The organism is Rhodospirillales bacterium (assembly GCA_023898805.1).
Classification (GTDB): Bacteria; Pseudomonadota; Alphaproteobacteria; order Micavibrionales; family UBA1664; genus UBA6145.
The window spans coordinates 680309-700820 of record CP060260.1; the positions used below are offsets into that span (position 1 = coordinate 680309).

At 60.6% G+C, this 20512-nt stretch carries 17 protein-coding genes and 1 tRNA gene; 10 read left to right on the plus strand and 8 right to left on the minus strand.

Annotation, left to right across the window (positions count from 1 at the left end):
• Positions 1 to 5 precede the first annotated feature (5 nt).
• Positions 6 to 959, plus strand: a complete 954-nt coding sequence (locus tag H6866_03410; GenBank protein USO08273.1) for a protease modulator HflC — start codon at positions 6 to 8, stop codon at positions 957 to 959.
• Between the two features lie 4 nt (positions 960 to 963).
• Here H6866_03410 and H6866_03415 read toward each other — a convergent pair whose 3' ends face one another.
• The gene (locus H6866_03415; GenBank protein ID USO08274.1) at positions 964 to 2352 is read right to left on the minus strand and encodes a hypothetical protein; all 1389 of its coding nucleotides are present in this window, start codon (positions 2350 to 2352) and stop codon (positions 964 to 966) included.
• A 169-nt stretch (positions 2353 to 2521) separates the two neighbouring features.
• On the opposite strand from H6866_03415, the gene H6866_03420 reads away from it, so the two are divergent.
• Positions 2522 to 4111: a DegQ family serine endoprotease gene (locus H6866_03420; GenBank protein ID USO08275.1), complete on the plus strand. Its 1590-nt coding sequence runs from the start codon at positions 2522 to 2524 to the stop codon at positions 4109 to 4111.
• A gap of 16 nt (positions 4112 to 4127) precedes the next feature.
• Complete coding sequence (miaA, locus tag H6866_03425) at positions 4128 to 5015, plus strand: tRNA (adenosine(37)-N6)-dimethylallyltransferase MiaA (protein USO08276.1); 888 nt, start codon at positions 4128 to 4130, stop codon at positions 5013 to 5015.
• On the opposite strand, the gene H6866_03430 is transcribed toward miaA, so the two are convergent.
• Positions 5009 to 5419 carry a hypothetical protein gene (locus H6866_03430; protein ID USO08277.1) on the minus strand — a complete coding sequence of 137 codons (411 nt, stop codon included), beginning with the start codon at positions 5417 to 5419 and terminating at the stop codon, positions 5009 to 5011. The two genes, miaA and H6866_03430, sit on opposite strands and share 7 nt — an antisense overlap.
• A 61-nt stretch (positions 5420 to 5480) precedes the next feature.
• On the opposite strand from H6866_03430, the gene H6866_03435 reads away from it, so the two are divergent.
• From H6866_03435 to H6866_03445, 3 genes are all read left to right on the plus strand, one after another.
• Complete coding sequence (locus H6866_03435; protein ID USO08278.1) at positions 5481 to 5753, plus strand: hypothetical protein; 273 nt, start codon at positions 5481 to 5483, stop codon at positions 5751 to 5753.
• A 62-nt stretch (positions 5754 to 5815) separates the two neighbouring features.
• Complete coding sequence (locus H6866_03440) at positions 5816 to 6571, plus strand: SIMPL domain-containing protein (GenBank protein ID USO08279.1); 756 nt, start codon at positions 5816 to 5818, stop codon at positions 6569 to 6571.
• Between the two features lie 196 nt (positions 6572 to 6767).
• Entirely contained in the window at positions 6768 to 7430 is a 663-nt protein-coding gene (locus H6866_03445; protein ID USO08280.1) for a hypothetical protein, read from the plus strand.
• Between the two features lie 121 nt (positions 7431 to 7551).
• Here the strand turns inward: H6866_03445 and H6866_03450 are convergent.
• Positions 7552 to 7626: transfer RNA gene (locus tag H6866_03450), tRNA-Thr, on the minus strand.
• Between the two features lie 158 nt (positions 7627 to 7784).
• Between H6866_03450 and H6866_03455 the strand changes: the two genes are divergently transcribed.
• The 4 genes from H6866_03455 to H6866_03470 are packed head-to-tail and all read left to right on the plus strand — an operon-like array spanning position 7785 to position 12974.
• Entirely contained in the window at positions 7785 to 9050 is a 1266-nt protein-coding gene (locus tag H6866_03455) for a type IV secretion system protein (GenBank protein USO08281.1), read from the plus strand.
• A gap of 27 nt (positions 9051 to 9077) precedes the next feature.
• Positions 9078 to 9818 (plus strand): hypothetical protein, encoded by a 741-nt coding sequence (locus tag H6866_03460; GenBank protein ID USO08282.1) that lies wholly within the window; start codon positions 9078 to 9080, stop codon positions 9816 to 9818.
• 33 nt (positions 9819 to 9851) lie between these two features.
• Entirely contained in the window at positions 9852 to 12287 is a 2436-nt protein-coding gene (locus H6866_03465; protein USO08283.1) for a type IV secretion system DNA-binding domain-containing protein, read from the plus strand.
• A gap of 42 nt (positions 12288 to 12329) precedes the next feature.
• On the plus strand, positions 12330 to 12974 hold the full coding sequence (locus H6866_03470) for an acyltransferase (protein ID USO08284.1): 645 nt from the start codon (positions 12330 to 12332) through the stop codon (positions 12972 to 12974).
• 40 nt (positions 12975 to 13014) lie between these two features.
• Here H6866_03470 and gyrB read toward each other — a convergent pair whose 3' ends face one another.
• From gyrB to fabF, 5 genes are all read right to left on the minus strand, one after another.
• Positions 13015 to 15453, minus strand: a complete 2439-nt coding sequence (gyrB, locus tag H6866_03475; GenBank protein ID USO08285.1) for a DNA topoisomerase (ATP-hydrolyzing) subunit B — start codon at positions 15451 to 15453, stop codon at positions 13015 to 13017.
• Positions 15454 to 15631: 178 nt separating this feature from the next.
• Complete coding sequence (gene recF, locus H6866_03480) at positions 15632 to 16786, minus strand: DNA replication/repair protein RecF (GenBank protein ID USO08286.1); 1155 nt, start codon at positions 16784 to 16786, stop codon at positions 15632 to 15634.
• A 133-nt stretch (positions 16787 to 16919) separates the two neighbouring features.
• Complete coding sequence (locus H6866_03485) at positions 16920 to 18038, minus strand: DNA polymerase III subunit beta (GenBank protein ID USO08287.1); 1119 nt, start codon at positions 18036 to 18038, stop codon at positions 16920 to 16922.
• Positions 18039 to 18112: 74 nt separating this feature from the next.
• Positions 18113 to 19174, minus strand: a complete 1062-nt coding sequence (gene mltG / locus H6866_03490; GenBank protein USO08288.1) for an endolytic transglycosylase MltG — start codon at positions 19172 to 19174, stop codon at positions 18113 to 18115.
• A gap of 2 nt (positions 19175 to 19176) precedes the next feature.
• Positions 19177 to 20436, minus strand: a complete 1260-nt coding sequence (gene fabF / locus H6866_03495) for a beta-ketoacyl-ACP synthase II (GenBank protein USO08289.1) — start codon at positions 20434 to 20436, stop codon at positions 19177 to 19179.
• Positions 20437 to 20512 lie beyond the last annotated feature (76 nt).

The window sequence follows — 20512 nt, forward strand, 5'->3', positions numbered from 1 at the left end:
ACGACATGCTCTCCCTGCGCACCCAGATCGCCATTTTCATCCTCGCCCTGTTGTTGGTTTTGGGCGCAAGCTGCCTGTTCGTCGTCGATCAGACCGAACAGGCCATCGTGCTGCGCTTCGGCAAACCGGTCGAGGTCTATGCGCAGGCGGGGTTGAAGGCCAAACTGCCCTTTCCGATCGAAACCGTGGAATATTTTGACAAGCGCATCCTCGACGTCGATGCCGCGCCCGAACGCGTCAATCTGGCGTCGGACGACGTGGGCATCTCCGCCGACGCCGCGAAGGACGCGAAAGACAAAAATGCCGACACACCCAAGGACAATGGCGGCATCCCGGTCATCGTCGATACTTTCGCGCGTTACCGCATCGTCAACCCCGTGCTGTTCCTGCAACGCCTGCGCGGCGAGGAAAACGCCCAGACCCGCATCGAAAGCGTGATGAACGCGACCACCCGCGACGTACTGGGCAAGGCGTCCTTGCGCCAGCTGCTTTCCCCCGACCGCGCCGAACTGATGGCCCGTATCCGCGACCGGGTCAATGCCGACATGAAAGACCGCGGCGTCGCCATCGTCGATATCCGCATCAACCGCGCCGACCTGACCGAGCAATTGCGCGACTCCACGGTCGCGCGCATGATTACCGAACGCCGCGAGGAAGCGACCGAGGCCCGCGCCCGCGGCACCGAAAAGGCGCAACAGATCCGCGCCACCGCCGACAAGGACCGCACCGTGATCCTGGCCCAGGCGCACCAGCAGGCCGAAACCACCCGCGGCGAGGGCGACCGCGACGCGATCGAGACGATCACCGCCGCCGCCAATCAGGACCCGGATTTATACGCCTTTATCAAGACCATGTTCGCCTATCAGGACACGCTGGCCAACCCCGATACGACGCTGGTGCTTTCGCCCGACGCCGCGTTCCTCAGATATCTGAAATCCAAGAACGCGACCCTGAACTAAAAAATTATAAATTGATCGAGGGCATCATCGCCGGCTGCGGCAGCGCCAGATAGGGCCAGCTTTTATTTTCGATGGCGTCAAGAATACGGCCCGCCCGGTGCAGCAAGACATCATGAATGCGCGTGCCCAGATCGCCACGGCTGAGCGTGTTCATCACCGAACGCAACGTCCCGGCCTGCGCCGCCTTCTCGATCATCGCCGGGTAATCGCGCTCCAGAAACACGCGTTCGAGATAAGGGCTGCTTCCCGCCCGCCTGTAATGGACATCACCTTCGAGAAAAATCGCCGCACCTGCGGGATAATCCGGGCCGACGATAAATTCCTCCGTGGGATATGACGCGACGTCGATATCGCCATTCCCATCCATGACAAGATTATCTTTTAATGCCGCATAAGCACCCGCAAGGCTGCATAAAACCGAAACCGCCGCGATGCCGGTCGGGCTAAGCCAGCCGTTTTCAATCCGCCCCGCCCTTTTAATGCGTACGGGTTTACCCTGCATTCTGAAGATACTGGGAGGCAGGTTAAGCCAGTCATGGCGATGCGGCTCGGTCATGTCGAACCCGATGCCGAGATAGTTTTCATCCATTGCGACCAACCCCTTGTACATCCGAAAATCCATCGCATCGCGGCCAGTAATGTAGCACCTATCCCCGATGCGATAGCGCATGGGCTTTTTTGCGATGGAAACATCCTTCAGCATCGGCGCGAGACTAAGGCTGACCTGAAGGGAATTGCAGGCGATGAACTGGTTCGTGACCGATACGTTCCTGAAATCAAGCGCCGGCATGCCATACAGGTATTCTTGACGTTCCACGCCATAGGTCTGCGTGACATGATCGATCAATTCCGGCGCGGGCTGTGGAAATGCGCGAAAATCGACATAAGCAAGATCGTAATCCGACGCGGCATCCGCGATGCCTCGTACAAATCGCGGCAAGGTCAGCGCCAACGCAAGCGGCGACCCCATCGTATCTGGATGGTCGTGCCGCAAGGTGATTTCGCCGCAGGTGACAGCAGCGTCGCGATAGGCCCGCCCGATGCGGGAAAGATAGCGCGAACGCGCAAAACGGTGCGGTGCCTGCGCCGTCAAAATACGCTTTGCTTTTTGCTTTTCGTTGGGTCCGCCGCACGCGGCGCCGTCTTCGAAGATGCGCGATAAAAAACCTTCACTGCGCAAGGGGTTCTTGCCGTCCGCGAAAAACGCATTCGCGCGCGGCCATGCCAGAAATTCGATTTCCGCCCCCATCACAGGGCGCAAATGCACGCGGCCGTCGCGCCCGAAATTCTCGAACGCCGTCCCGCCATAGCGCGGATCGAACAGCGCGATGCCCTCCAGCAACAGGCGCCGGGCTTGTTCCTCGATCCGTTCCAATGGCGGCTTTATGTACATGGCGGCACTGTAGAAACGCGCGAAACATTATGTCAATTTTTATATCAAACAGGCCGCGCCGCAAATGATCCCTTTCATCTGCCTTCATACCGTGCCAAAAAATTGACTAAGTTTTTCGTGATTCTGGCGTTCTCCGCGACTGCCAACAGCCCACAAGGAGTTTTCATCCATGTTGCGCAACACCGTTCTGACCGTCGCCGCCTTCGCGGCGGGCGCGCTTGCCGTCTTCGCCTATTCAGGCGCCTACACGCCAAGTTACGCGCTCACCGCCGCAGCCCCGCCCGCCGGCGCGCCGATGACCTTCGCCGATCTGGCCGAACGCCTGCTGCCCACCGTGGTCAACATTTCCTCGACCCAGAAGATGGACAACGCGGACGCGCAGACGCAGGACGCGCCGGAATTTCCCGAAGGCTCGCCCTTCGAGGATTTTTTCAACGACTACATGAAACGCCATCAGGAACAGATGCAATCCGTGCCGCCCACCTCGCTCGGCTCCGGCTTTATCATCGACCGTGAAAAGGGCTATATCGTCACCAACAACCACGTCATCAAGGACGCCGAGGAAATCCGCGTCACCCTGCACGACAATTCAATCGTCAACGCCAGCGTGGTCGGCAAGGACGACAAGACCGACATCGCCCTGCTTCAGGCCGACCTGAAGGGACACGACATTGCCGCCGCCGCCTTCGGCGATTCCGACGCGCTGCGCGTCGGCGACTGGGTAATGGCGATCGGCAATCCGTTCGGACTGGGCGGCACCGTGACCGCCGGCATCGTTTCCGCCCGCAAGCGCGACATCAACGCCGGTCCTTATGACGACTTCATCCAGACCGACGCCTCGATCAACCGCGGCAATTCGGGCGGCCCGATGTTCAACCTCAAAGGTCAGGTCATCGGTATCAACACCGCGATTTATTCGCCTTCGGGCGGGTCGGTCGGCATCGGCTTCGCGATTCCGTCTTCGATGGCGAAATCCGTGATCGACCAGTTGGTCAAATACGGCAAGACGCGCCGCGGCTGGCTGGGCGTGCGCATCCAGACCGTGACCGACGAAATTGCCCAGGCGCTGGGCATGGACAAGACGCGCGGCGCGCTGGTCGCCTCGATCACCGAAACCGGGCCGGCCGCAAAGGCAGGCGTCAAGGCGGGCGACATCGTCCTTAAATTCGACGGCAAGGACGTGCCCGACATGCGCGCCCTGCCCAAGATCGTGGCCGACACCGAAATCGGCCGGTCCGTGCCGATGGTGGCCTGGCGCAACGGCAAGGAAATGACCGTGAATGTCGCGGTCGGCGAACTTGAAGCCGCCGAAGCCAAGGGCCTGATCGAAAAACAAAGCCCGGCCGAACCCGAGGCCCCCGAAACCGGTCAATCGATCGGTGAACTGGGCGTCCATCTTCTGCCGTTAAGCCCGTCGATCCGCGGCCAGTTCGGCATCGCCGCCGATACGAACGGGTTGGTGGTGATGGACATCGACAACGGCTCCGACGCGGCCCGTAAGGGTCTTTCGGAAGGCGACGTGATCGTCGAGATGAACCAGACCCCGGTGAAAACGATCGACGACGTGCGCAAGGTGATTGCTGAAATGCGCGCCGCGAAAAAATCATCGGTGCTCATGCTGGTCAACCATCAAGGCGATATCCAGTTCATCGCCGTGAAGCTGGCCGAACGGGACACGGACAAATCCGGCGCCACGCCAGACGCGAAGACCAAACTGGCGCCGCCCGCGATCCCGGCCGAGCCAAGCCCGGCACCGTAACGCGCCCCGGTAACGCGTGCAGGTCACGATCCTGATCGGTCCGACCGCCAGCGGAAAATCCGCGCTGGCGGTTGCGCGCGGGCGTACTGAAAACGCCACGATCATCAATGCCGACGCGATGCAGTGCTATGACACGCTGCCCATCCTGACCGCCCAGCCGCGCGGGGACGAACGCGGGGACGAACAAGGCGGCCTGCCGCACCGTCTTTATGGTTTTCTGGATGCGACACAAACAACCACCGCCGCCGACTGGACCGCCCGTGCCGCCACCGAAATCCGCGCTGCCTTTGCCACGGGCCGCGCGCCATGGCTGGTCGGCGGTACCGGCCTGTACCTCAAGGCATTGATGCAGGGGCTTTCGCCCATGCCCGACATCCCGGACGACATCCGCGCCCGCGTCCGCGCCACCCCGCGCGCGGCGCTTTATGCCGAACTTCAGGCCCGCGATCCGGTCATGTCTGCGCGCCTTGAACCCGGCGACACCCAGCGCATCATGCGCGCGATGGAGGTATTGGAAACGACCGGAGAATCCTTAAGCGCATGGCAAAACCAGCCACCCCGTAAACCCGACGGTGATTGGGCCTATCGCGTCATCGCGCTGAACCCGCCCAAAGACATTCTGGAACGCAATATCCGTGCGCGGCTGGATGCGATGGTCGATGCCGGAGTGATGGAAGAGGTCCGTGCCCTCGCGCAAAAAATCGACGATGGTGCCGTACCGGAAAACGCGCCAGTGACCGTGGCGCACGGATTCAAATACCTGCGCAAAGCCCTAAAAGGGGATATGACGCTGGAGGACGCCATCGAACGCACCGCGATCGAAACCCGCCAGTACACCAAGCGCCAGCGCACATGGCTGCGCCATCAGATTACGCCGGACGAAGTGATCGGCGAAAATCAGTAAAGCTGAAGCCCCTGCCCAGTATAGACACCGACGACACGCCTGGTGTGCCAGTCGGTCAACTGAAACTGCCGCCCGCCGTACATCCGTGCGACCGCGCGCGCCAGCCCCTGCTGGCTGGGCTGCGAAAGATTGTAGAATTGCGGTCCCGCCGTGATCTCCAGCACACCGTCCTTGCGCGTCATCGCATCCATGATCAGCCCTGCGGCCTTCCAGCGCCTGACGATTTCGGCGGTTCTGGTGCCCTGCGGATAAGCCCACGGCGTTTCGGGATAATACCCGGCGACCGTATCCTGCTGGTTGACGATATAGGGTTTGAAATCCCCGTCATCGTTAAACCGGTGCCCGTTGCACCCTGCAAGCACGGCCGCGCTTGCGGCCAAAAGCATGAAAATCCTGACTTTCACGACCCCTTTTACCCCTTCGTAATTTACCGTTTGGCAACCAAATCCATGATATTATTCACATATGACCAGCGTTCTGTCCATCGCCTTGGGCGGCATGACCGCCGCTACCGGCCGCGCCGCTACCGCCGCCCGCGATATCGCGGCATCGGGCACGAAACCCATCGATCCAGCCGCACTGGAAACACAGAATTCCACGGATGCATCGCCAGATTTGGCACAGAGCATGATCGAACTCGATCAGGCGCGTACCGCCTATCGCGCCAACGCCGCGGTCGCCCGTGTCGCCAGCGAAATGGACCGCGAACTGATCGACCGCTTCGATCAGACGGTTTAACCCTTTTCTTTCCTCGCCCGCAGCGCTAGCTTATTCCCGCAACCTAAAAAGGGAATGATCCGATGCGCACCGCCCTGCTTTCTACCCTTGCCGTTCTGGCCTTCGCCCTGCCCGCCAACGCGGACGACAACGCGATCCCGATGCCGCCCGCCGGCACCACCATTGTCAACCTGTCGGCGACCGAACACACCAAATTGGATCAGGACACGCTCAACGCCTCGCTCAACTACGAAATGGACGGATCCTCCGCCAACGAGGTGCAGGACCGCATCAACAAGGCCGTGTCCGAGGCGCTGGCCGAAGCCAAGAAAGTGCCGGAGGTCAAAACCTCGACCGGCTATTATCAGGCCTATGTCTATGACGAGCAGAACAGCATCGACCCGCGCACCGGCCGTCCGGTCAGCACCTCCAAAAAATGGCGCGGTTCGCAAAGCGTCGATCTGGAATCGAAGGATTCGGCCAAACTGCTGGACCTTGCGGGCAAGATCCAGTCGCTCGGCTTTACCATGAGCGGCCTGACCTACAGCCTTTCCACGGAAAAGGCCGAAGCCGCGCAGAACGAGATGCTGGGCAACGCGCTCAAAAAACTGACCGAAAAGGCGAAACTGGTGCAGACCGCGCTGGGCAAGGGCAGCTATGAAATGCTCGACATCAACCTTGACGGCCCCCCGCCCGCGCCCGTCGTGTTCCAGCCCATGGCTCGCATGGCGATGGCCGTGGCCGATGTCGCACAGGAGGGCGTAGCCGCACCAAGTGCGAAGGCGGGTGAAACGGAACTTAACCTGACCGTCAGCGCGCGGGTGTTGATTAAACCCTGAAGCCAGACCGCGCCAGGCAACCCAGAAAATCGCGGGACGTAATATAAAGCACCCCCACGGGCAGAAACGCCGGGGGGAAGGAACACATTATCCGCGCCCGCCTAAAGATAGTTTTCTTGCATTATGGTATTTGGCTGCATAAATTATCGCGCAAGACTGATATTGGCTTTAGCAAGCGAAAGGAAACGACATGTTCATGCCCGATCACGACATTGACGTTAATTATTACGTTGTCCAAGAGGGGAGCGCGCTTGCATGGGCCATCACCGGCTACCTTGAAAAATGCGCAAAATTTGTAAATCGTGTAGAAGGCTTGGTTAAAAAATATCAAGCCGACAGCGCCATCAGATTACACGACGGTTTCAATATAAGAGTCTCGGGGTTGAATTTCACGGATCGAAACGCCCCACTTCTGTGGAATATGAATGATTTTGGGCATTTCGCCCCCGGCTGGACATCAAAGGCCGCGAAAGACCTTGATATAAGACTACCCTATTTTCGCGATCACTATAGACAGGCGCCAGAAGGGATACGCTTCGGAAAACTCGGTGACGCAATCATCATATCCGTTACGCCCAATAAAGATGGGAGCGTATCTCAAGTGGCCGATGCCGATCTGATCGATGCGGACACGCTTGAGCGCCTTAAACAAGACGCCTCTCCTGAGGATAACGAATACATAGCGCAACTGGCGCGTTTTTATTGGGTGCCCGCTCCTTTGGCGAGAACAAAAGCCTTTACCCCTTCGCCGGAAGTACGACGCCTGAATGGCGAGAGATTGAATTTTAGTGGCAACTGGATGTTTGCTTTGAAGCACTCACCAACCGGCCGCGCCCTCAGAAGAGTGTTCACGATTTAGGACGACAAGAGCGATGGCATCGAGTTCAGAAAAATAAAGCGATTAGCGCCTGAAATTTAAACCGTTCTTCAAAGCTAACCTGTTGAACGGACTTGCCATTATTTTTCCAGAACGCAAAATATGGTGCCGGCTGAGGGGATTGAACCCCCGACCTTCGGTTTACAAAACCGCTGCTCTACCGCTGAGCTAAGCCGGCCCGGAAGACCCCCGGAAGTCGCCCGGGGGGACGCCCCGGGGGACGCCCCATGCCACGCCCGGGAAGACGCTTTGTTTTGAAAGAGTTTTCTTTTAAAATCAATGCTGATTCTGATACAAACCTCTTAACAAGACCAACATTTAAGGGAACGGCCTTCCGTGGCGGACAATAAGGGCGGCGACGCCAGTCTTTGGATGCTTCTGTTTCTCGTCGCCATCTTCTGGGGCGGCGGGTGGCTGATTTGGCATAATTTTCGTCCGCAGATCAGCACGGGCATTCTGGCCGTGCGCAGCGCCGAGATGTCCCTATCCTCGCTGTGGTGGAATAACGACGACAAACTGAACGTGCCGGTCACCTATCAGGCGAACGACGATCAGGGCCTGCACGCCAAGATGGGCGACGAAGGTGTCGTCGCCGTCCGTTCTACGCGTTTTGGCGCATGGCGCGATTTCGCGCGGGATGCCGATCCGAAAAATTTGCGTAACGACCAGATTCCGGTCTTGACCTATGTCGCGCTTTGGCCGCTTCGGTTTGTAATCGCAGGCTGTCTGGCCCTTCTGTTCGTCTGGACGATATTCCGCGGCCCTACCAGCAAATTCCACCGCAAACTGGGGCTTGAGGGGTTGATCGCCGATCAGTCGAAAATATTCAAGGTCATTCGCCCCTTCCTGAAATTCAACCCGGTGAAACAGCCCTACCGCGTGCCCGGCGCGCCGGTGCCGCACGAATTGCCCCTGTTTTCCGAGGCGCTGAGCCCCGAAGAATGGATCGCCTTCAACGAAATCGACATGGTCGACGGCAAGCCCGACCGCACCCAGTCGGAAGAATACTTTGCCCGCCAGCTTGGCCCCCGCTGGCGCGGTTATCAGGCGCTGCCGACCGAACTGCGCGTGCTGCTCGCCTGCTTCTGCCTCAAGGCCGCGCGCAAGCGCGAGCAATCGGATGAAATGCTTGGCCGCCTTTGCGCGTGCTGGGACGCAAAGACCGGGCTAAAACTCTCGCGCGACCGCAAGCTGAGCTGGGAAGCGCGGCGCATCCTGCGTGACAAGAAGCTTTCCGAAAGCGTGCTGACATCATGCGGCCGTCACGCCTATGTCACGACCGCGATGATGCGCGCGCTCGATACCGCGCGCAACGAGGGCGGCGTGCTGGCCCCGGCGCAATTCATCTGGCTGCGCGCCCATAACCGCGGCCTTTGGTACCCGCTCAACAACATGGGACGGCAGGCTTTCCATGCCGAGGCGCTGGGCTGCGCCGCGCATTACCGCGCCGAAAAACAGATCAACCGCCCGATTCCGCGCCCGCGTGTCGGCGATGCTTACGACGGATTGATTGATTATCTGGCCAACACCGTCCTGGTGCGCCCGATCCCGCCGCGCGCCGAAGGCGGACGCCGCCGCAAAAAGCCGGCAATCGCGGCCTAGGTAATGAAAGACAAGGAAAGAGCATAAATGTCCAGCACCACGCACCCCACCGCCAAGGTCGCCGACGGCCGCCTGATCCTTTCGCTGCCCGATGCCGAAACCCCGGCCCTGTGGATGATGGATCTGGACGAGGCACGGATGGCCGTGCTGCGCCTTGAACACGACGCCAAGGGTTTCTTCGTCATCAAAAAACACGGCACATCCGCAGGCGCGAAAACGCAAACCGCCGAGACCGTCGCGGTTTACCGCGACCGCGACCGCGGCCTGCGCGCGCTGGCCACCGCCACCAAGGCGCTGGAAAAAGCGCGCGGCACTACGATTGGCGCCGACGGCCGCCCGATGGTCGTCAACGCCGTGCCGCGGATTGGTAAATGGTTCGTCTATTTCGTTCTGTTCTGGTTTTTGCTGTACATGCTTTCGCTCGACAAGATCGCGCTGCGCATGATCCTTTCGCCCTTTGTCGACTTCCGCGCGGTGGCTGCCCAAAATCAGGCGGCCCAACAGGGCGCGGCTGGCAACATGCCGACCACGCTGCCGGGGGAGATCAGCCCCGAGGACATGGCGAAGCTCCAGGCTCTGATGAACCAGACCGATCTCTCGAAACTGCCGCTGACCTCGCCTGCCGGACCTGCCGGATCGGATTCCGGCCAGCCTCAAGCCAACCCAGATGGGACCGCCCCTGTGACGCCGGGCGAACCGGCGCCCGCGGGCGTGCCGATGTCGGCCGACGATTTCCTCAGCAGCCAACCCGGCACCTTGCCGAAATAGACCGAAGGACACGTACGAAAGCCACCCAAGACCATGGCCATATTTCAGAAGAAGTACGACTATAAACTGACGCATATCCTGCGCGACACACGTCCGCTGGGTACGCGCATTTATGACTTCCTCTCGAATTCGGACTATGCGGCGACCCTGTATTTCCTCGCCATCGTCTTTGTCCTGCTGCCCGGTCCGGGCCAGTATTTCGCCGACCTGATCCTGCTTCTCGGTTTGCTTTACTGGTGGTTCCTGATCGCGTGCAACCGCACCCTGTGCTACAAGATGCCCGCCTGGTCCCCGTACAAGGACAAGAACGAACGCGACGGCAAGCCGCGCGGCATCATGTTCATGGGCAACAGCCAGCAATACGAGAATGAGGAAATCTGGTTCAACAACGCGGACGTCCGCACTCACATTCTCTACCTCGGCACCACCGGCGCCGGTAAGACAGAAGGATTGAAATCCATCGTCTCCAACGCGCTGATGTGGGGCTCCGGCTTCATCTACATCGACGGCAAGGCGGATACAGACCTCTGGGCCTCGCTGTGCGCGATGGTCCGCCGCTTCGGCCGCGACGACGACCTGCTTGTCCTCAACTACATGACCGGCAACTCCGACGACCCTGCGCCGTCGAACACGCTCAACCCGTTCTCATCCGGCTCGGCCTCCTACCTTACCCAGATGCTGGTTTCGCTGATGCCCGAGGCGGGCGGCGACAACGCAATGTGGAAGGAACGCGCGATTTCGCTGCTGTCCTCGCTCATGCCTGCGCTGACGTGGAAACGCGACCATCAGGACCTGCCGCTCAACATCAACACCATCCGCCACGTGATGAACTTCCCCGAGGTCGTCAAACTTTCGCGTGACGCCGCGCTGCCCGATCGCATTCGCGAAGGGTTAAAAGGCTATCTCGACACACTGCCCGGCTATGTCGATGCTGCCTTCGACGACAACGGCATGGAAAAACCGCTGGGTCCAGACCAACCGATGGTCGACACCAACGTCGTCAAACAGCAGCACGGCTATTTGACGATGCAGTTCACCCGCGCGCTGCAATCGCTTGGCAACGATTACGGCTATATTTTCGAGGCCAAGAACGCCGACATCGACATGGTCGACGTCGTCTTGAACCGCCGCATTCTGGTGGTGCTGATCCCGGCGCTGGAAAAATCGCCGGACGAAGCGGCGAACCTGGGTAAACTCGTCGCCGCGACACTCAAGGGCATGATGGGCTCGACCCTCGGCGCCACGGTCGAAGGCGAATCCAACACCGTGATCGAAAACAAGCCGACGCGTTCCAACACGCCGTTCATCACGGTGTTCGACGAAGTCGGCTACTACACCACCCAGGGCATGGGCGTGATGGCGGCGCAGGCGCGCTCGCTCGGTTTCTGCCTCGTCTACGCGGCGCAGGATTTGGCCGCGCTGGAAAAACGCGTCAAGGAAGAGGCCAAATCGATCACCGGTAACTGTAACATCAAGATCTTCGGCAAAATCGAAGACCCGATGGGCACGCAGGACTTTTTCGACCGCACCATGGGCAAGGCGCTGGTTTCGGTGGTCGGCGGCTGGACGCTGGGCGGCACCGGCGAATCCTCAACCAGCTCGTACTACGGCAACACCTCGGCCTCGGTCGACTTCAAACAACGCGCCACCTTCGACGATTTGCGCGGCTTCAAGGAAGGCGAGGCGATCCTCGCCTTCGGCATGGTGATGAACGTCGTCAACCTGTATTACGCCAACCCCGGCACCGCCAAGGCGATGCGCGTGCAGCGTTTTGTCGGCCTGCCCAAGACAGACGACTTCATTCTCAAGCACGTCAAGGACATCGGCGCGCTGCGCGACCGCCTGATGTCGCCAGGCTGGACCGCCGCCAAGGGCGGAAAACTGCCGCTTGCGCCGGAAATCGCCGCAATCGCCCAATCGACCCGTCTGAACACCGGCGATCCGATGCATGACGGCGCGCTGGCGATCGTTGGCGTACAGGCCCTGAACGGAAACCTCGACCAGATGGCCGCCCCCGCCGGTACGGCGGCGGCGCAGGACAGCACACAGGCAAGCGCATCCACGAACCCGATGGATTTCTTTGCCTCGCGCAAGAAACTCGACGAAGTCGCGGACAAGGACGGGGACGACACGGAAGGCAAGGGCAAATCCGGCTCATCCTCCGGCGGCGGTGGCAAGGCGCCCAAAACAGCCGAGAACGCGACCGACAGCGCGAACATTCAAAACGTACCGCAAGGCAAGTTCGATTCCATGGAAGCCGTGGAACACAAGGCCAAAACAGGCATGACCATGATGCCGGAAAACCTGTCGGACGAAGTCAAATCGATCCTCAAATCCGCGGCTGACAATCTGGCCGCCGGCCTGTTCGGCTCGCCCGAATTGCAACCCGGCGCCGCGGGCGGCGGCGGTGGCAAGGGCCTGAAACTGCCCAACGCGCCGCTGAACAACACCACGCCGTTCAAGCGCTGATCGACCATTGGCCTTTACGGTGTCATAGGGCAGTATACCCCTATGCAACTGCTTGATCTTATCAAAGTCGCCATAGGCCAGATCCAGGCTACTGCCGCAAACCATCTTGAGGTTGCGGTCCGTAAACTCTTTATCCTCTACCATCTGCACATCTCCAATCAGGACGTGCTGGAAGGCGAAAAGCCGGAAGAGGACGCCAAGCTCAGCCTCTCCGCACCCGTCCAGTTTCACGGTCGCGGCAAGATCAGCATTCCCGATCACGTCGTCTTCGGGGTCATCGGTTCGCCGGGAAACCTCTCCTACTCGTATATAGCCGCAATCACAGAAGATTCGCGCATAAGCTTCGGTACGCACTCTGCCATCAACAACCGCGTCAGCATCGTGGCTAACGGCTCGTCCATCACCATTGGCCGAAACTGCCTGATGGGCCCTGACTGTTTGATCGGCGACTCCAACGGCCACGAGCTCGCCATCGACCGCCGCCGCGAACCAGACAGCCGCCCCCGCCCCGTCAGTATCGGCGACGATGTTTTTATCGGGGCGCGCGTGTGCATCCTAAAGGGCGTCACCATTGGCAACGGCTGCGTCATCGCCGCCGGCGCAGTGCTGATGCCAGGCTTCACCTGCGCGCCGAACATGATCATCGCAGGCAACCCCGCGCAGGTCGTAAGGCCGGTAAAGCAATAGGGGATGAAATACAAAGGGCGCCGTAAAGGCGCCCTTTGTATTAAACGTCGAGATTGCTGACTTTAAGCGCGTTGTCCTGAATGAATTCACGGCGCGGCTCGACGATATCGCCCATCAGGGTCGAAAAGATTTCCGACGCTTTTTCCGCATCCTTGACCCCGACCTTGAGCAGCGTGCGTACATTGGGATCAAGCGTGGTTTCCCACAACTGTTCCGGGTTCATCTCGCCAAGGCCTTTGTATCGCTGCATCTGCAACCCCTTGCGCCCGACTTCGAACACACCGGCCAGCAACCCGGCCGGCCCGGTATATTGCCCGTGCGTCTTGTCCTTGACGCGCAGCACAACCGGGTTTGCGAACATTTCGGCGATGAAATCCTGCTTGGCGTGCAGCCGCGCCCCTTCCGAAGATCGCTGCTGTTCCGGCGTGATCCGGTTGGTCTGGGTGACGCCGCGCGCGGTGCAGGTAACGACGAAACCGCCAACCGCGCTGTACATCACCGCCCATTTTCCGCGCGAAGCCGCGACACCGTTCAACCGCGCGGTCAGCGCCTTGGCAGCCGCCTCGCCCTGCTTTTCGTCGGACGCGATCGCGGGGTCGAACGCCCCGGCGGCAACGGCCTGTTCGATGATGTCCTGCGAACCGGTCTTGCGCGCAAGCGCCGCGATCGCGGGTTGCAGCTTGCGGCACTCCTCGATGATTTGCTCGAACAAGCGGGTATCCGACTGATCTTCGCCTGATACGAGTTGCGCGTCGTCAAGCGCGATGCGGATCAAATAATCCTCCATCGCGCGATCGTCCTTAAGGTACATTTCCGACCCCGACCCGCGCTTGACCTTGTACAGCGGCGGCTGCGCGATATACAGGTATCCGCGCTCGATGATCGCGGGCATCTGCCGAAAGAAGAACGTCAGCAAAAGCGTACGGATATGCGACCCGTCGACGTCGGCGTCGGTCATGATGACGATTTTGTGATAACGCGTCTTTTCGACGTCGAATTCGTCGCGTCCGATGCCGGTGCCCAGCGCGGTGATCAATGTGCCGATTTCAGCGGAATTGAGCATCCGGTCAAAGCGCGCGCGCTCCACATTCAAAATCTTGCCGCGCAGGGGCAAAATCGCCTGGTTGCGGCGGTCGCGCGCCTGCTTGGCCGAACCGCCGGCTGAATCCCCCTCGACGATGAAGATTTCGGATTTCGCGGGATCCCGCTCCTGACAATCGGCCAGCTTTCCGGGCAGCGAGGACACGTCCAAAAGCCCCTTGCGCCGCGTCAGGTCGCGGGCCTTGCGCGCCGCTTCGCGCGCGGTCGCGGCTTCGACGATCTTACCGACGATCTTTTTGGCTTCCTGCGGATTTTCCTCGAACCATGTCGCAAGCCTGTCGCCGACGACCGATTCCACCACCGGCCGCACTTCCGAGGATACGAGCTTGTCCTTGGTCTGCGACGAGAATTTCGGGTCAGGCACCTTGACCGAAAGCACGCAGGTTAACCCCTCGCGCATGTCCTCGCCGGTCAAATCCACCTTTTCTTTTTTCAAAAGGCCGGAATCGTTGGCGTATTTGTTGATGCATCGCGTCAGCGCGCCACGAAACCCGGCAAGGTGCGTGCCCCCGTCGCGTTGCGGGATGTTGTTGGTAAAGCACAACGTGGTTTCATGATAGGAATCGGTCCACTCCATCGCGACCTCGATGCCGATACCGCCCTCCTGCCCCTTCATCGAGATCGAAGGCTTGATCAGCGGCGTTTTCGACCGGTCGAGATAATCAACGAAGCTTTCGATCCCGCCTTCGTAATTGAAGCGCACTTCCTTGTGCGGTTCGCTGCGCCGGTCCGAAAACAGGATATTGACCCCGGAATTGAGGAAGGCAAGCTCGCGCAGCCGGTCCTCAAGCGTCGAAAAATCGAATTCCGTCTTGGTGAACGTCTTGGGGCTGGGCAGGAAGGTAACCTCGGTCCCGTTGCGCCCATCCCATTCGCCCACGGGCTTGAGCGGCGCCTCGGCCTCGCCGTGGCGGAAGCGCATGTACCATTCCTTACCTTGGCGGCGGATGCGCAGATCCAGCCACTCCGACAGCGCGTTCACCACCGACACGCCCACGCCGTGCAGCCCGCCCGACACCTTGTACGAATTCTGGTCGAATTTGCCGCCCGCGTGCAGCTGGGTCATGATGACCTCGGCCGCGCTGACGCCTTCCTCCTTATGGATGTCGACCGGAATGCCGCGCCCGTTGTCGCGCACCGTCACCGACCCATCGGGATTGAGGGAAATAAAAATCTCGTCGCAATACCCGGCCAGGGATTCGTCGATCGCGTTGTCCACGACCTCGTAAACCATGTGGTGCAGGCCAGACCCGTCGTCGGTATCGCCGATATACATGCCCGGACGCTTGCGCACCGCGTCGAGCCCTTTGAGGACCTTGATGGAATCGGAGCCGTAATCGGAATCGTTCGTCGTCTTTTTCACGGTATTGTCAGCCATGGTTTTGCCTGCGTTTCGCCTGCCGGAATGAATGCCTGAAACTAGCAGGTTTCGCGCCCAATAACCAAGCAAAAACGCATCATGGACACAGGCGCAAAATATTGATTTTAAATTGATTTTTGTAAGACTGGCTGGACTTTGTGCTTTTCTTCATCCGGGCGGACGGACGCATGCGTTTTTAAGCCGCCTCGCGCACCGAATCGGCGTGGATTCCCAGATATCGCGCGTCCGACAGACCTGAAAACAAATGCGCGTCCGTGCCGGTCAAAAACACCTGCGCGCGCAGATCGTGCAGAATGCCGAACAGCGCATCCCGCCGGACGGCATCGAAATGCGCCGCGATTTCGTCAAGCAGCAAAATCGGCGCAGCATCGCGCAGCGTTTTGGTGCGCATCGCATGTGCAAGCACGATACCGGTCAAAAGCGCCTTTTGCTCGCCGGTCGAACATTGCGCGGCGGGCATGTCCTTGGCCGCGAAAACGACTTGTAAATCGGTGCGATGCGGCCCCACCGAAGCGCCGCCGGTCTGCGCGTCCGCGCCGCGCGCCCGTTCAAGCCGCGCGCGCATCCGGTCCTCGACCTCCAGCGCGGGCATATGCGCAAGCATGTCCTCGACCCCGCCCGCCAGCGTAAGCCGCGCCGCCGGAAACCCGGTGCCCGCAAGAATCCCCTCGCCCCGCACGATCAGCGATTCCAGCGTATGCGCGCGCGCGGCGGCGATCGCAACACCGGTTTCAGCCATCTGTGCCTCAAGCGAAGACAACCACGCCGGGTCCGCAGCCACCCCGTCCTCGGCCTGAGCACGCAACAGCCGCGCGCGCTGACTCAAAACATTTTCATACCGCGTCACCCGCCCCGCATGGGCCGCGTCGAAGGCATAGACCAACCGGTCGAAAAACCGCCGCCGTTCGGACGCCGGCCCCAAAAACAGCCCGTCCATCTGCGGCGTCAGCCATACGCAGGACACGTATTCGGAAAGATCGGCCTGCGCCTTCAGATCGACGCCGTTGACACGCACCGCGCGGCGCTCGGCCTTCGCTTCGCCCGTGGCGGGCTTGAGCCCGGTGCCGATTTTGACGATTCCCACCGGCGTATCGACGCTGGCCGCGACCGACCATGGCACGCCGTCGGGCAACGAACGGTTGCGCATCTCGCCCACCCGCGCGCCGCGCAGACCCCGACCGGGGGACAACAGACTTACCGCCTCCAACACGTTGGTTTTGCCCGCACCGTTCGCGCCCGTCAGCACGACGAACCCGGCACCGAGATCGCCCAGCAGCGTATCGCGGTAATTGCGAAAACCATGGAGTTGCAGGGAAAGAACCGCGCTCATCACGCCATTTTAGGGCCGGGCCCCGTGAATGTCATGGATTTCCGCATCAATGCGGCCATCACAATAAAAATCGCCGGGGCGGATATCCGGCCCCGGCGTAACTGGTGATGGATCAAGCCTAATCCGATTCTGATCACACGCGTAGCGGCATCAGAACGTAAAGCGCCGATTCATCCGCCGTATCCTGAATGATGGTCGGCCCCGTGCCGTCCGCCAGTATCATGCGGCAACCGTCGGAATCGATCTGCTGCGTAATGTCGAGAAGATAGCGCGAGTTGAACCCGATCTCCATCGCCACACCGTCATTGTTGATTTCGATTTCCTCGGTCGCGGAACCGGCATCCGGCGACTGCGCCGAAAGCGTCATGCCCTTGCCGTTGATCGTGATTTTGACCGCGCGGGTTTTTTCCGAGGAAATGGTCGACACCCGGTCGATGGCCGAGGAAAACACCTTGGAATCGACCTCGATCACCTTGTTGTTGTCGTTCGGAATGACCTTTTCGTAGTCGGGGAAAGTACCGTCGATCAGCTTCGACGTCATCTCGATATGATCGACCGAAAAACGGATCTTGTTTTCCGACAGGCCGATCTTGACGTTGTCCGCCGCTTCTTCAAGCAGCTTGCGCAGCTCGCCCACCGTCTTGCGGGGGATGATGACGCCCGGCATTTTCTGCGCGCCATCGGGCAAGGGCATCTGGAACCGCGCCAGACGGTGCCCGTCCGTGGCCACCGCGCGCAGCACCGCGACGCCGCTGTGCTGTGCCGCATGTACGTAAATACCATTGAGGTAATAACGGGTTTCGTCCGCGCTCATCGCAAAGCGTGTCTTGTCGATCAAATCGCGCATCGACGCGGCGGGGATCGAGAAGCTGACGTCCGGCGTGCCCTTGCCCAGTTCGGGGAAGTCGGAAACCGGCAGGCAGGACAGCTTGAAGGTCGAACGTCCCGATTTCACGGTCATCATCGCCCCCGCGCCTTCCAGCGCCATGTCGACATTGCCGCCTTCCGGCAGCTTGCGCACGATGTCGTGCAGCGTGTGCGCGGGCGCGGTGGTCGCGCCCACCGTCTGGACGTTGGCGGGCACGGTTTCGTTGATTTCAAGGTCCATGTCGGTGGCCGACAGGCTCAACGCCCCGTCGCGCGCCTGTAGACGCACGTTAGAAAGAATGGGAATTGTGTTACGCCGTTCGACCACGCTTTGAACGTGGGAGAGCGCCCGCATCAGGTCAGCCCGGCTGATCGAGAGTTTCATGGGTGCAAAAGCCCTTCCAGATAAAGAATCCTGACCCAAGGTATATCACGCACAAAACGCCAAACAACCTGTTTTCAAGGCGCTTTCGGCGCGGTGTCCACAGCTTTCTGCCCGGCTTGTTCCACCCCCTGCGCCGCTCCCGCTTCCGCCGCCTTGCGGGCGGCGCGCTCGGCCTGCTGCACCGTGCGGAACCGGGCGACGTTGGCGTTGTGTTCGACCATGGTTTTGGCAAAGACATGCCCCCCCTTGCCGTCAGCCACGAAATACAGGAAATCGTTGGCTTCGGGGTTGAGCACCGCGGCGATCGCAGCCTTGCCGGGATTGCAGATCGGTCCCGGCGGCAAACCTGCATGACGATAGGTATTATAGGGCGAATCGACCGCGAGATGCGCATACAGCACGCGATCCAGTTTCGATTCCCCGTGCGTGACCGCGTAAATCACCGTCGGATCGGATTGCAGCATCATCCCCGCCCGCAACCGGTTGATGAACACCCCCGCGATGCGCGGACGCTCCGCCGCAACGCCGGTTTCCTTTTCGACGATCGAGGCAAGGATCAACGCCTCCTCCTTGCTGGCGAAAGGCAGGCCGGAGGCGCGTAATTCCCATGCGCGTGCCAACGTTTCGTCCATGGCCTTTTGCGCCTGCGCCAGCAGTTTTTCCCGGTCCTCCCCACGGATATAGGCATAGGTTTCGGGCAGGATGCTGCCCTCCGCCGGGGTTTGCGCGATCGTCCCGTTCATCGCCGGAGCGCCATTGATGATTTGCTTGATTTCCGACGACCACAACCCTTCGGGAAGAGTGACGTCGCGCCGAAATACCGTGCCGCTGGCGATTTTTTCGACCACGTCGCCCAGCGATATGGCGGCCGGCATCTGGTATTCCCCGGCCTTGAGCTTGCTCTCCACCCCTTCGATCCGCACCGCTGCCAGAAACAAAAGCGGTTCGCGGATGATGCCTTCTTGCGCCAGCATCTGTGCCATCGCGCGCACGCCGGTGCCCGGCGCGATATAAACGATGTTTTCCGCCTGATTGGGGCCGGGGCGCGCAAGCTCGCGCCCGAACCAGTTAAGCGCGAAGGCCGCCGCCGCCCCGACAATGATGACCAGAACGGCAAACCGCAAAAGCGCGCGCATGGCTAGACCGCCTTCATGACCAGAGAGGCGTTGGTGCCACCGAAACCGAAGGAGTTGGACAAAACGACCCGGACTTTTTTCTCTTTCGCGACTTTGGGCACAAGGTCGATGCCCGCGCATTCCGGACTGACGTTTTCAAGATTCAGAGTCGGCGGCAACACGCCGGTTTCGATCGCCTTGATCGAATAAATGGCCTCTACCGCGCCCGCGGCGCCCAGAAGATGCCCGATCGCCGATTTGGTCGACGACATCGACACATGGTCGAGTGCGCTGCCGAACAGACGCTTGATCGCGGTGCATTCGATTCCGTCGCCGACGGGCGTCGAGGTGCCGTGCGCGTTGATGTAATCGATATCGCCGGGGTTGATCTGCGCCCGCGCCAGGGCGGCCTGCATCGCGCGGAAGCCGCCATCGCCGTCCTCGGCCGGGCTGGTGATGTGATAGGCGTCGCCCGAAAGCCCGTACCCCGTGACTTCGGCATAGATTTTCGCGCCGCGCTTTTTCGCGTGCTCGTATTCCTCAAGCACCACGACGCCCGCGCCCTCGGCGATCACGAATCCGTCGCGGCCCGCGTCGAACGGACGCGAAGCCTCCGCCGGTCTGTCGTTGTACCCGCTTGAAAGCGCGCGCAACGCGGCAAAGCCCGCGACACCCAGATAATTGACCGCCGATTCCGTCCCGCCCGCGACCATGACATCCGCGTCGCCCCACATGATCAGCCGCGCCGAATCGCCGATCGCGTGCGAACCGGTGGCGCACGCGGTGACGACCGAATGGTTCGGCCCCTTGAATCCGTATTGGATCGACACCTGCCCGGAGGCAAGATTGATCAGCGCCCCCGGAATGAAGAACGGCGATATCCGCCGTGGCCCCTTGTCCCGTAATTGCAGCGACGTTTCGGCGATGGACGTAAGCCCGCCAATGCCCGAACCGATCATGACGCCGGTGCGGCATTTGTCTTCCTCGCTTTGCGCGACCCAGCCGGAATCGGCCACCGCCTCCTGCGCCGCCGCGATGGCGTACAGGATGAAATCGTCGATTTTCTTCTGATCCTTGGGCGCGACCGCGATATCCGGGTTCATTTGACCGGGCGCGGATCCGCGCGGCACCATGCCGGCGATCTGCGACGACAGCTCCGACGCGTCGAAATGCGCGATGCGCGTGATGCCCGACTCGCCGGCGGTGATCCGCGACCAGTTATGCCCCACCCCGGCCCCAAGCGGAGTGACCATGCCCATGCCGGTGACGACGACCCGTTTCATACCCTTGCCAAACCCCGTTCGTACATATTCTCAAACGCAACACGCCGGCAGTGAAGTGCCGGCGCGACGCAAAAAC

Excerpts from the sequence above, each read along its gene's own strand:
- H6866_03410 (USO08273.1), top strand. The coding sequence starts at position 6 with ATGCTCTCCCTGCGCACCCAGATCGCCATTTTCATCCTCGCCCTGTTG.
- H6866_03415 (USO08274.1), bottom strand. The coding sequence starts at position 2,352 with ATGTACATAAAGCCGCCATTGGAACGGATCGAGGAACAAGCCCGGCGC.
- H6866_03420 (USO08275.1), top strand. The coding sequence starts at position 2,522 with ATGTTGCGCAACACCGTTCTGACCGTCGCCGCCTTCGCGGCGGGCGCG.
- H6866_03435 (USO08278.1), top strand. The coding sequence starts at position 5,481 with ATGACCAGCGTTCTGTCCATCGCCTTGGGCGGCATGACCGCCGCTACC.
- H6866_03440 (USO08279.1), top strand. The coding sequence starts at position 5,816 with ATGCGCACCGCCCTGCTTTCTACCCTTGCCGTTCTGGCCTTCGCCCTG.
- H6866_03445 (USO08280.1), top strand. The coding sequence starts at position 6,768 with ATGCCCGATCACGACATTGACGTTAATTATTACGTTGTCCAAGAGGGG.
- H6866_03460 (USO08282.1), top strand. The coding sequence starts at position 9,078 with ATGTCCAGCACCACGCACCCCACCGCCAAGGTCGCCGACGGCCGCCTG.
- H6866_03465 (USO08283.1), top strand. The coding sequence starts at position 9,852 with ATGGCCATATTTCAGAAGAAGTACGACTATAAACTGACGCATATCCTG.
- H6866_03470 (USO08284.1), top strand. The coding sequence starts at position 12,330 with ATGCAACTGCTTGATCTTATCAAAGTCGCCATAGGCCAGATCCAGGCT.
- gyrB (USO08285.1), bottom strand. The coding sequence starts at position 15,453 with ATGGCTGACAATACCGTGAAAAAGACGACGAACGATTCCGATTACGGC.
- recF (USO08286.1), bottom strand. The coding sequence starts at position 16,786 with ATGAGCGCGGTTCTTTCCCTGCAACTCCATGGTTTTCGCAATTACCGC.
- H6866_03485 (USO08287.1), bottom strand. The coding sequence starts at position 18,038 with ATGAAACTCTCGATCAGCCGGGCTGACCTGATGCGGGCGCTCTCCCAC.
- mltG (USO08288.1), bottom strand. The coding sequence starts at position 19,174 with ATGCGCGCGCTTTTGCGGTTTGCCGTTCTGGTCATCATTGTCGGGGCG.
- fabF (USO08289.1), bottom strand. The coding sequence starts at position 20,436 with ATGAAACGGGTCGTCGTCACCGGCATGGGCATGGTCACTCCGCTTGGG.